An 11248-nucleotide genomic window follows, 5' to 3' on the forward strand; every position below is an offset into this window, starting at 1 on the left:
GGCCATGACCCGCGATCCCATGACGACCCGTTCCAGGGCGGCGTATGACGAGGCGGCCTGTCCCGCCGACCTGTGCAGCTGCGGCGACTGGTGTTGCACCCCCGCCGAACCGGGGCCAGGGGCCCGCGTTCTGGCCCTCCGGACCCTGGGCGGAGCCGCTCTGATCATGGGAGCCGTCGGCGTCGCCACTCCTTTGGTCCCGGCCACGCCGTTCCTGTTGCTCGCGACCTGGGCCTTCGCCCGGTCCTCGCCGCGACTTGAGGCATGGCTCATCACGCATCCGCGCCTCGGCCCGCCGGTGCATGCCTGGCGCAGCCGACGCGCCATCCCCCGCCCGGCCAAGGCCGTCGCCGTGACCAGCCTTCTGGTCAGTGGAGCGGGTCTCCTGCTCATCGGCGCGAACGGGACGGTCCTGGCCGCGGCCGGCGCGACATTCGCGGGCGTCGGCGGCTGGATTCTGAGTCGGCCTTCATGACCCCCTCGATGGATTTCGTCGCATGAGCCCTTCGCCCGCCGCCACGCTCGCCGGCGCCTATTTCCCGGGTCCCCGTTCGGAAAACGAAACCTGGGTTCGCGGCGAGTTCCAGACCGTGCTCGACCAGTGGTTCGACTGGCGCAAGGGCCTGTTCGCCGGCGATCCCGGCTCCGCCTCGGCGGCTGACCGCCTGTCTCCCGAGCGGCTCAGGAAGCGCGAGGAGCTGTCGCAGCATCTTGCCGAATTGTGCGAGGCGCTGACGGCCGAGACCCCGACCCACACCCCCCGCTACATCGGCCATATGAAGGCCGAGGTCTCGCTGCCGGCGCTGTTCGGCTGGCTGGCGGCCATGCTCCACAATCCCAACAACACCTCCCGCGAATCCAGCAGGGTCGGCTCGGTCATCGAGGCCGAGGCCGTGGCCATGCTGGCGACCATGGTCGGCTACGACCCCGTCCGGGCGCAGGGCCATTTCACCTCCGGCGGGACCGTGGCCAATTTCGAGGCCGTGTGGCGCGCCCGCTATCGTCTCGACCACTGGCTGAGCATGGGCCTTCACGTGGCCGAGGCGACGGGCGATGTGCTCGATCCGTTCGCCGCCGCCCACATGGGTTGGGACCGGTTTCGGGAGCTGTGGTTCGACCACGACCTCACCGACGACCAGTTGCGCGCCTGCAGCGCGGCGGTCGGCAATCCCGCCTCGGTCTGGCGCCGCATCAGCGAGGCGGCCAGGCGCGAATATCTGGGCCCGGTCATGCTGGTTCCCGGCAACAAACACTATTCCTGGCTCAAGGCCGCAAACCTGTTCGGTCTCGGCGAGGACTCCCTGTGGAGCATCGCCCTGGACGCCGAGGGACGGCTCGACGTCGATGATTTCGAGCGTCTGACCCGGCTGGCCGAATCCCAGGGGCGGCCGGTGCTGATGACCGTCGGCGTCGCGGGCGCCACCGAGACCGGCGGCATCGATCCGATCCACCGGCTGCACGACCGGCTCGACCGATGGCGCGACGATCGGGAGCGTCACATCTGGCGACACGTGGACGCCGCCTACGGCGGCTTCCTCTGCAGCCTGCTGGGCGGGGCCGACGAGAAACACCTGTCTCCGGACAGCGCCGCCGCCCTGCGCGCGATCGCAACCGCCGACTCGGTGACCATTGATCCGCACAAGCTCGGCTACGTCCCCTACGCCTGCGGCGCCTTCCTGACCCGCGATACCGCCTCCTACGCCGTCTCGGCGTTCGACGCCCCCTATCTGGACCGGCCGGAGCTCGGCGACGGCAAGTGGTCCTCGACCATGGAAGGGTCGCGTTCCGCCTCGGGGGCGGCGGCGACCTGGCTGACCGGCCGCAGCCTCGGTTTCGGCCCCGAGGGGCTGGGCGCCGTACTCGCCGAGACCATCCGGACCCGGGCCGCTTTCCAGGCCGCCGTCGTCGAAGCCCTGCCTTGCATACGGTTCGTCGACCCTGCGGACTCCAACATCGCCTGCTTCTCGGTCGCCGACGACGGCGAATCCCTGGCCAGCGCCAACACCCGGACCGAGGCGCTGTTCAACGTCATCCATCAATCGCCGGAATTCTCGGTCTCGAAGACGACCCTCGGCCCGGAATACCAGGCCCTGATCGCCCGCCATACCGAACGCTATGGCGGGACGGCTGACGCGCCCGGCCTGTTTCTGATCCGCTGCGTCTTCATGAACCCCTATTGGGCGGCGCCGGACTTCCGCGAGGTTCTGTTCCCGCAATTCATCGCGCTTGTGCGTCAGGCGCTCGCCGGGAAGACAGACAGACCGCCGGCCACGGACCCGCGGAACACCGAGGCGGTCGAGCGAACGGAAATGCTCGATTGCTGCGGGCTGGACTAAGGCTGCGCTGTTTCACGGCGCGGGCGCCAAGGGCCCGCTTCCGACGGGCGGCTGGATCGGCCGTGGGCGGAGGCTCAGATCAGGTTGGCGCGGGCCCGCCGTCCGAAGTGAAGGGCGCTGGGCCGCGGGGCAGCTCAGGACCCAAGATGTGCATGGCCTCTCACCGAGCCTCTATGGTTTCGAAGCGCGGAAAGGTCGTCTTTCGAGAGCGGGCGGCATTCGGTAGATAGAGCTGTGCCATCAGTTGATCAGACCCACAGCATCGCCGACCTCAGAGCCCTGGCGCGCCGTCGCCTGCCTCGACCGATCTTTGATTATCTGGACGGCGGCGCGGACGAGGAACGGTCCCTGGCGCGCAACGTGGACGCCTTCGCAGACTACGAGATCGTCCCTGACGTCCTGACGGATGTGTCATCGATACAGACCGCGACGACCATCTTCGGACAGCGCGCCGCCTGGCCGCTCATGCTTTCCGCGACCGGTCTCACCCGGATGTTCCACGGCTCTGCGGAGCCGGCCGTGGCCCGGGCAGCGGCCTCTGAAGGCATTCCCTACTGTCTGTCCACCATGGGCACGACGCGGCTGGAGGATCTGGCGGCTTCGATTTCCGCGCCGATGGTGTTCCAGATCTATGTGTTCAGGGATCGCGGGCTCACACGCGAGTTCGTCTCACGCTGTCGCGAGGCCGGATACGCCGGACTTTGTCTGACAGTCGACACGCCGGTCGCGGGCAACCGGCTGCGCGATCGCCGAAGCGGCCTGTCCCTGCCGCCGAGGCTGACGGCGCGCTCGCTTCTCGATTTCGCCCTCCATCCCGGTTGGTCGATACCCGCGCTGACCGGAGCCAGGTTCGATCTGGCCAACGTCAGTCACAGGACGGACGCCCTGGCGACCACCCCGATGAGCCTGTTCGATTTCATCGGCCGTCAGTTCGACCCCGGCCTGACCTGGCGCGATGTGGAATGGCTCGCATCGGAGTGGAACGGTCCCTTGGCGATCAAGGGGCTCATGACGCCGGAGGACGCCACCAGGGCCATCCGTTCGGGTGCGAGCGGCGTGATCATCTCGAACCACGGCGGCCGCCAGCTGGATGGCGCGCCCGCGCCGGTCGATCAGGTCGCCGCCGTGAGAGACGCGCTGGGCGACGGGCCGGATGTCATATGCGACGGCGGCGTTCGACGCGGCTCGGACGTCGTCAAGGCGCTCGCCCTGGGCGCAACCGCCTGTTCTATCGGCCGGCCCTATCTCTATGGTCTGGCCGCAGCGGGCGAGACCGGCGTAGCTCGATCTCTCAAGCTCTTGCGCGACGAGTTCGAACGCACGCTCGCCCTCGCGGGCGTAGCAAACATCCAGACCTTGGCGGGCCGACATATCAGGCGCCGGCCGCGCTAACGGCGCAGCACGACAGGGGGCGTTGCGTCAGCCCGCGACCGGTTTGTCCGGGGCGTTCCTCATGGCCAGGATGAAGCCGACCAGCGACAGGATGCTGGTGACGACGCCGACAAGCGCGAGGGCCGGCGCGAGGTGGGCTTCGCCGCCAAGCGCCTGGCTGCCGAGGGAGACAAGCACCGGCGACAGGCCGAGTCCGATCAGGGCGCCCAGGATCATGAACGCCCCGAGGCAGACCCCGCGCTCCTCGTTCGGGATCAGGACCGCGATGGAGGTGGCGGTGATCAGGCCGGTCACGGCGCCCGAGGCCAGCAGAAGGAACAGAACCAGGGTAAAGGCCGGAACGCTCCCGATCAGAGGGAACAGGGCCGCGGGCACGCCGATCGCCGAGGCCGCCACGGCTCCGATCAGGATCCCTCCACGGACCGAACTCCTGTGCCCCCGGTCGGCGACGAAGCCGCCGATCACCGGGCCGATGACGCCGGCGAAGAGCAGCAGACCGCCCACGAGGGCGGCGGACGTTCCCGCGCTCTGGCCAAGGTTGCGCTGCAGGACGGGCACGGCCCAGACGCCGGCGGCGGCGTCCGCCATGATGACGCTGATCTGGCCGACGAACAGCGGGGCGAGAAAGCGGCGGCGGGCCCAAAGGGCGCGGATCATGGCGTTCAGGGAGTTGCTGCTGTCCTCGACCTCATGCCTGGCCGGCTCGCGCAGGAAGAACAGGGGCAGCATCAGCAGGGTGCTGGCGATACCGAAGACCAGGGCCGTCTCGCGCCAGGCGCTCAACTGGACGCCGGGCAGCGATCCGCCGGCGGCGAAGGCGGTGAACAGGGCGCCGCCTCCGACGAAGGCCAGGGCCGGCCCCAGGGTGTTGCCCATGCTCAGAAACAGCATGGCGCGGCCGCGGCTCTGCGGCAGCGAGAGGTCCGCCAGCACCGAGATGGCCACTGGCACGACGCTCATCGAGCCCAGGCCGGCGAGCATCCGGGCCACGAACAGAGCCTCGAAACTCTGGGCGAATGCGGTGCCGATCATGCCCGCCGTCCAGGTCAGGCCGAGGATGAAGATCAGGCGCGTACGCTTCGTGTGATCGGTCAGCCAGCCCAGGGGAATGGCGATCAGGGCCATAGGGAGGGCTGCGGCCAGGCCCTGGACGAGGCTGATCTGATAGTCGCTGAGGCCGAGGTCGGCCTTTGCCGCTTCCTGCAGGGGCGAGAAGGCCAGGCGCACCGTGCCGGCGGCCATCACGATCAGGGCGACCAGCAGGACGGCGCGCCAGGCGGTCTGGCGGATCGGCGACACGGCGCCGGCGTCTGTCGGATCGGCGGTGGTCACGGTCGCTAGCGCCATCGGAGGCCTCCGGCGCCCTCGGCGCCTGTCGGAAAGGGAGACCGCGGATGCGGCCGCCGGTTACAGGGCGAAGATCTTGCCCGGATTGAACAGGTCGTGAGGGTCTATGGCCCGCTTGATGGTTCGCATCATCTCGACGGCCTCGCCCAGCTCTTCGACGAGCCAGTCCTGCTTTCCAAGACCGATGCCGTGCTCGCCGGTGCAGGTGCCGTCCATGTCGAGGGCGCGGCGAACGAGACGACGGTTCAGGGCCTCGGCTTCGGCGGCCTCCTCCGGCTTGTCGGGGTCGAGCACGAAGACGACGTGGAAATTTCCATCGCCCACATGACCGAGGATCGGGCCGGGTATGCTGGCGGTCTCGAGATCCTTCTTGGTTTCGAGGATGCATTCGGCCAGACGGCTGATCGGCACGCAGACGTCGGTCGGCCAGCCGACCGCGCCCTTCCTCAGGCCGACGGCGGCGTAGTAGGCCTCGTGCCGCGCCTTCCACAGCCTGGCGCGCTGCTCCGGCAGGTTGGACCAGCGGAACTCCCCGCCGCCGTTCTCGGCGGCCAGGGCGGAGACGGTCTCGACCTGCTCCTGGACGTAGCGTTCGGAGCCGTGGAATTCGAAGAACAGGGTCGTCTTCTCGGGGTAGTCGAGACTGGACCAGGCGTTGACGGCCTTCATCTGCACGTCGTCCAGAATCTCGACCCGGGCCAGGGGAATGCCCAACTGGATCGACTGAACGACCGTGTCGACTGCCCCGCCCATGGTCTCGAAGCTGCACACCGCGGACATGATCGACTCGGGGATGCCGTGCAGGCGCAGGGTCACCTCGGTGATGATGCCCAGCGTTCCCTCGGAGCCGATCATCAGCCGTGTCAGGTCGTAGCCGGCCGCGGACTTTCGGGCCCGTCGCGCCGTGCGGATGTCGCGCCCGTCGGGAGTGACGACCCGCAGACTGAGGATGGCCTCGCGCATCGTGCCGTAGCGCACGGCGTTGGTGCCCGAGGCGCGGGTGGCGGCCATGCCGCCGATCGTGGCGTTGGCGCCGGGATCGATCGGGAAAAAGAGGCCGACGTCCCGCAGGTATGCGTTGAGCTCCTCGCGTCGGACGCCCGCCTGGACGGTGACGTCGAAATCCTCGGCGTTGACCTGGAGGATGGCGTTCATCTCCGACAGGTCGATGGTCACCCCGCCCCGCGTCGGCGTCGTATTGCCCTCGATCGAGGTGCCCGCGCCGTAGGGGATGATCGGTATCCGCGCGGCGACGCAGGTCCGGACCAGCGTCACCACCTCTTCCGTCGAGTGGGGGAAGACCACTGCATCCGGCAGCACGGTGTCGAAGTGGGCCTCGCTCGCGCCGTGCTGGCTACGCATGGCCTCGCCAAGGTGCAGACGGTCGCCGAAGACCGCCCGTAGCTCGTCCACCAGGGTGGAAGGCAGCGGGCTGGCCGACGGAGTGGACGGGGCGCTCACGGGTGCGTTCCTTCCCGTACGGTCTAGAAGCTGTAGCCGACGCGGACGCCCACCCGACGGCCGTCGCCGATCTGCCCGAGGCTGCCCAGGGCGGGCAGGCCGGCGACGGTCAGGGTCGAACTGTCGATGTAGGATTCATAGTATTCCTCCTCGAACAGGTTGTTCGAGAAGACCGCCATTTCGAGGTTGTCGAGACGGTAGATGATCGAGGCGTTGGCGAGGAAATAGCTGTCCAGCTTGGGCGAGAAGGTTTCGCTCAGGCTGGCGCCGACGCGGTCCCCCTTGCCGATGACGCCGCCCGTGAAGGTCAGCTCGCCGCGGCCGACCGGCACGACGTAGTCGGTCTGCAGATTGAGGGTCCAGTCGGGGTTGAAGGGAATGCGGTCGCTGGGCAGCTGGCGGCCGGTCGTCGCGACGTAGCGGCTGTCGTCGGTGATGCGGGCGCGCTGCAGCATGCCGCCGCCGCGGACCGACCAGGCGTCGGTCAGCTGGGCGTCGAACTCGATCTCGACGCCGTAGCTCTCGGCGTCGCCGGTGTTCAGGTTGATGCCGACGATGCCCCCGCCGCCGACCATCGGCGCCAGGCTGTTCTGACCGATCATGTCGCTGTAGTCGTTGTAGAATATCGCTCCCTGGAGGGAGAAGGCGCGGTCCGCAGTGGCGAGTTTGGACCCGATTTCGTAGGTCCAGACCGAGTCGCCGTCATAGGTCGGGTTGGGCGCGCCGGGGCCGTTGGTCCCGCCGCCGCGGAAGCCGCGGGCGATCGAGGCGTAGACCATGCGGTTCTCGTCGAACTTCTTGCGCAGGGCGATGCGGGGCTGGATCTCCTCGGCCTCGTAGGTCGAGTTGATGACGCTCTGGAAATCGATTTCCTGGTGATCGTAGCGAAGGCCCACGGTCAGCTCGAGGTCAGGCTGAATATCCCAGAATGCCGTGCCGAAGACGCCGAGGACATTGGCGTCCGACAGGGCCGTGGCGGTCGTCTGCAGACCGCCGAGGAAGACCAGGGTGTTGGTCGAGGTCTGGTCCGAGGTCTGGTTCGAGGCGAACACGCCCAACAGGGTCGAGAAATTATCGCTCCACTCGCTGTCGAAGCGGATCTCGGCGCTGGTCGTCTCAAGCACGCCCGAGGTGCTCGACTCGATCAGCGGCAGAGGCTGGAAGTCGCCGTCGCTGGAGCCCTCGTTCTCGCGCCGGTCGTAGGAGACCAGGGCTGTCATGTCGGTGGACGTGGTGATCGGCAGGTCAAGCTTCAGGTTGACGCCGCTGTAGTCGTACAGCGCCTCGCTGCGGACATTGGTCTGGGCGTCGCTGCGGTAGTCGGTCGGCCCGGTGGTCAGGGCGTAGAGCGGGCCGGTGCCATCGACCGTGTCGTAGTAGGCGTTCACGGTGACGACCGCGTCGGCCGGCGCCAACCAGCGCAGCGAGCCGCGCACGGTGTCTTGCTTCAGGCGGTTGGCGTCGTCGAAGCCGAGCAGGCTGTTCTCGATGAAGCCGTCACGGCTCTGCGTGCCCGCCGAAATCCGGCCCTGCAGCACGCCGGGGATGATCGGACCGGCCACGGTGCCGCCGACGATGTAATAGTTGTCCGGATCCGCATAGGTCGCGGTGAGCCGGCCTTCCATCTCATCGGAGGGCTGTTTGGTGGTGACGTTGATGGCGCCGCCGAGGGTATTCTGGCCGAACAGGGTCGATTGGGGACCGCGCAGGACCTCGATCTGCTCCACCGCCAGGGTCGGACTGTTCAGATACGAGGTATTGGCCTGATAGACGCCGTCCACGAAGATGCCGACCCCCGGCTGGACATTGTCCAGGAGGGTGGTGCCGATGCCGCGGATCGACAGGAAGGCCCGGCCGGCTGCGTCCGAGTTGATGTTCAGGCCGGGGGTGATCGCGGCCACGTCGCGCACCGAGGTCAGCTGGCGACGTTCGATCGTCTCTTCGGTCACGGCGGTCACCGCTACCGGCACGTCCGCGAGGCGTTCGGAGCGCTTGCGGGCCGTGACGATGACGTCCTCGACCTGGGACGAGTCCTCGTCGACGCCGGGCGTTTGGCCAGGAGCGGTCTGGGCCGCGGCGGCGCCGGCGGAGAGGGCGAGAGTGGCGACGCTGGTCGCGAGGATCGTGGCGAAACGCATGTATTCCCCCCTAGGGATCGCTCCGGAATCGAGTCCGGTAGCTGTTGATCGGAGGATGCGGTCGCGCCGACCTGTATGAAAGGTCGGCCACTGTGCCGAACGGCAGGAACCGTTGACAACCGCCCATCGGCGCAAGGCTGAGGCGGCCGTCAAACGCCCGCTGCGAGGCATCCCAGTGCGATCGCGCCGAGAGGCCCCGCCAGGGTCCCAAGCAGCGGCGGCTGCACGAAGTCGTCCATGCGGGCCAAGGTCCGGTCCATGGCTGCGTAGTTATTGAGGCTCTCGGTCAAGGCGGTCCGCACGCGCGGGAACAGCCAGGCCTGCCCGTCCGCGACGCCGCCGCCGATCAGGATCCGTTCCGGCACGGTGGTCAGCACCAGATTGTGCAGGAGCCCGCCCAGGGCGTGCACCACCATGTCCCAGGCCGGGTCGTCGTGGGACAGCGCGCCGCCCGGTCGGCCGGCTCGGGCCTCGATCGCCGGGCCTGAAGCGAGACCCTCGACGCAGTCTCGGTGGAAGCGGCAGGCGCCAGGCCAGACGTCGCCGGGAAGACGGCCGACCCTCAGGTGGCCCGCCTCTGAATGCCCGGCGCCGCGCACCGGCTGTCCGCTGACGATCGAGCCGACACCGACTCCCGTGCCGACCGTGATGTAGGCATAGCTGCGCAGGCCCCGCGCCGCGCCCCAGCGACCCTCAGCCAGGGCCGCGCCATTGACGTCGGTGTCGATCATCACGGGGATGCCGAGGTCTTCGCCGAGCGTGTTGAGGTCCGCGCCGTCCCAGCCGGGTTTGGTGGTCGATACGATCTGGCCGAAGCGGTCCGACCGATCGTCCAGCTCCAGCGGCCCGAAACTGGCGATGCCGAGGGCGGCAAAGCCGGGGCCGGCGTTCCAGCGCTCCAGAACCCGCCGGATCGCCCCGAGCGACTCCGCCGGAGTCGTTGTCGGCAGCCGGACCTGTTCACGGATGTCGTCCGGCCCCGCGGCCAGCAGGCAGACGATCTTGGTTCCGCCCAGTTCAACGCCTGCGATCAGCGGCCCGTTGGATGATCCTGTCATGGCCCTTTGGCTCCGCCCCGCCGTCACCAGCAGCTATAGCCGCCGTCGGCCAGGACGACGGCTCCGGTCATCAGGCTCGCGGCGTCGGAGGCCAGGAAGGCCACCACTGCGGCGACTTCTTCCGGCTCGCCGAGCCGGCCCATCGGCGTCGAGTCGATCCAGCGTCTGAACATGGGCGCTTCCCGATCTGCGAACGCATTCAGCGGCGTGGCGATATAGGTCGGAGCCACCGCGTTCACCCGCACGCCGCGCCCGGCCCATTCAGCGGCGAGCGATCGGGTCAGATGATGCACCGCCGCCTTGGAGGCGTTGTAGTGCGCCTGCCCCTGAGGACGGTTGACGATGAAGCCGCTCATCGATCCGACGTTGACGATGGCGCCCGAGCCCTGGGCCAGCATGTGACGGCCGAAGGCGCGGGCGCACCAGAAGGCGCCGTTGAGATTGACGTCGAGGACGTTGAGCCAGCGCTCGTCCTCCATCTCCTCGGCCGCGATCTCGCTGCGGGCGATGCCGGCGTTGTTGACGAGGATGTCGATCCGGCCGTCGCGGGCGACGATCTCCCCGGCCGCGGCCTCGACCCGGACGGAATCCGTGACGTCCATGACGGCGCCCTCGACGCTGTAGCCCTTGGCCGCCATCGCGCCCCGCGCGGCTTCGATCGCCTCGGCGGAGAGATCGGCGATGATCACACGCGCACCGGCCTCGGCCATCGCCTCGACGCAGGCCAGGCCGATGCCGCTGGCGCCGCCGGTGACGACGGCCACGCGGTCGGTCAGTTTCAATCGATCGAGATACACCGGGCTTTCCCTCAGCCCAGGACGGCGGCGCAGGGCATCGGGGCCTCGCGCTCGGCCTTTCCGGCCTCCAGGGCGAAGACTTGCGGGTCCGCGGCGCTGTACTCCGGCCAGGGCAGTTCACCTGTGCGCGCGAACTGGACCCACAGGCGGTGGACTCGGTCGGCCAAGGCCTGCGGCGGGGCTTCGCCGGCCAGGCCCTGCGGGCCGGTCACCGACGGCAGGGTGTCGAACACGAAGGGCAACTCTATGCCATGGCAGGCGCCCAGTTCGCCGCCTGTCGCTGGCGACCGCCAGTCCATTTCATAGACGTGGGTGCGCCCCTTGTGGGCCGCCGCGAACAGTCGTGCGGGATGGCGGAAGACCAGGTCGCTCAAGGCCCGGGTGAACACCCAACCGGCCTTCTGTCCCTTCTGGCCCAGGCCGTAGGCCTTCAACACCGCCGCGGCCGCCGGTTCGACGCGTCTGAGGATCATTTTCGACATCCAGCCGCTCAGCTTGGGTCGTACGCCGGTGGGGACGAAATACAGGTTCATCTCTTCGGCGTTCGTGCCGATCAGCACGTCGACCTCCGCGCCGACCCCCTTGGCCAGAGCATCCAGCGGGTGCTCGGGCAGCACCTCGTCGCGATAGACCGGCAGGAATTTGCTGAGGCCATAGGCCGGCTCACGCGCCTGGCGCTGATGGGGCTGCTGCAGGCCTCGCAGGCGAGCGCGGCCAGC

9 protein-coding genes are annotated in these 11248 nt (G+C 68.6%); 3 read left to right on the forward strand and 6 right to left on the reverse strand.

Translation table 11 applies throughout. From position 1 onward, the window contains the following. Positions 1-4 precede the first annotated feature (4 nt). The 3 genes from V6M42_RS03185 (at position 5) to V6M42_RS03195 (ending at position 3728) form a co-directional block, all read left to right on the forward strand. Positions 5-475 (forward strand): YbaN family protein, encoded by a 471-nt coding sequence (locus V6M42_RS03185; RefSeq protein WP_332658715.1) that lies wholly within the window; start codon positions 5-7, stop codon positions 473-475. Positions 476-497: 22 nt separating this feature from the next. Next, entirely contained in the window at positions 498-2336 is a 1839-nt protein-coding gene (locus tag V6M42_RS03190) for a pyridoxal phosphate-dependent decarboxylase family protein (protein WP_332677104.1), read from the forward strand. A gap of 234 nt (positions 2337-2570) precedes the next feature. Next, the gene (locus V6M42_RS03195; RefSeq protein ID WP_332677106.1) at positions 2571-3728 is read left to right on the forward strand and encodes an alpha-hydroxy acid oxidase; all 1158 of its coding nucleotides are present in this window, start codon (positions 2571-2573) and stop codon (positions 3726-3728) included. A gap of 27 nt (positions 3729-3755) precedes the next feature. Here the strand turns inward: V6M42_RS03195 and V6M42_RS03200 are convergent, their stop codons facing one another. The 6 genes from V6M42_RS03200 to V6M42_RS03225 form a co-directional block, all read right to left on the reverse strand. Then, positions 3756-5075 (reverse strand): MFS transporter, encoded by a 1320-nt coding sequence (locus V6M42_RS03200; protein ID WP_332677108.1) that lies wholly within the window; start codon positions 5073-5075, stop codon positions 3756-3758. 60 nt (positions 5076-5135) lie between these two features. Then, positions 5136-6536 carry an FAD-linked oxidase C-terminal domain-containing protein gene (locus V6M42_RS03205; RefSeq protein WP_332677109.1) on the reverse strand — a complete coding sequence of 467 codons (1401 nt, stop codon included), beginning with the start codon at positions 6534-6536 and terminating at the stop codon, positions 5136-5138. 23 nt (positions 6537-6559) lie between these two features. After that, on the reverse strand, positions 6560-8674 hold the full coding sequence (locus V6M42_RS03210; RefSeq protein ID WP_332677111.1) for a TonB-dependent receptor: 2115 nt from the start codon (positions 8672-8674) through the stop codon (positions 6560-6562). Positions 8675-8823: 149 nt separating this feature from the next. After that, the gene (locus V6M42_RS03215; RefSeq protein WP_332677113.1) at positions 8824-9732 is read right to left on the reverse strand and encodes an ROK family protein; all 909 of its coding nucleotides are present in this window, start codon (positions 9730-9732) and stop codon (positions 8824-8826) included. A gap of 23 nt (positions 9733-9755) precedes the next feature. Next, entirely contained in the window at positions 9756-10529 is a 774-nt protein-coding gene (locus tag V6M42_RS03220; protein WP_332677115.1) for an SDR family NAD(P)-dependent oxidoreductase, read from the reverse strand. Positions 10530-10540: 11 nt separating this feature from the next. Next, positions 10541-11248: carboxylesterase family protein (locus V6M42_RS03225; RefSeq protein WP_332677116.1), on the reverse strand; the 708-nt coding region annotated here is incomplete at its 5' end.

Origin of the sequence: Brevundimonas sp., from assembly GCF_036677305.1 — a bacterium.
In the GTDB taxonomy this organism is placed as follows: Bacteria; Pseudomonadota; Alphaproteobacteria; order Caulobacterales; family Caulobacteraceae; genus Brevundimonas.

Bases quoted from the DNA above. Each gene is read 5' to 3' on its own strand.
- V6M42_RS03185 (WP_332658715.1), top strand. From the start codon at position 5: ATGACCCGCGATCCCATGACGACCCGTTCCAGGGCGGCGTATGACGAG.
- V6M42_RS03190 (WP_332677104.1), top strand. From the start codon at position 498: ATGAGCCCTTCGCCCGCCGCCACGCTCGCCGGCGCCTATTTCCCGGGT.
- V6M42_RS03200 (WP_332677108.1), bottom strand. From the start codon at position 5,075: ATGGCGCTAGCGACCGTGACCACCGCCGATCCGACAGACGCCGGCGCC.
- V6M42_RS03210 (WP_332677111.1), bottom strand. From the start codon at position 8,674: ATGCGTTTCGCCACGATCCTCGCGACCAGCGTCGCCACTCTCGCCCTC.
- V6M42_RS03215 (WP_332677113.1), bottom strand. From the start codon at position 9,732: ATGACAGGATCATCCAACGGGCCGCTGATCGCAGGCGTTGAACTGGGC.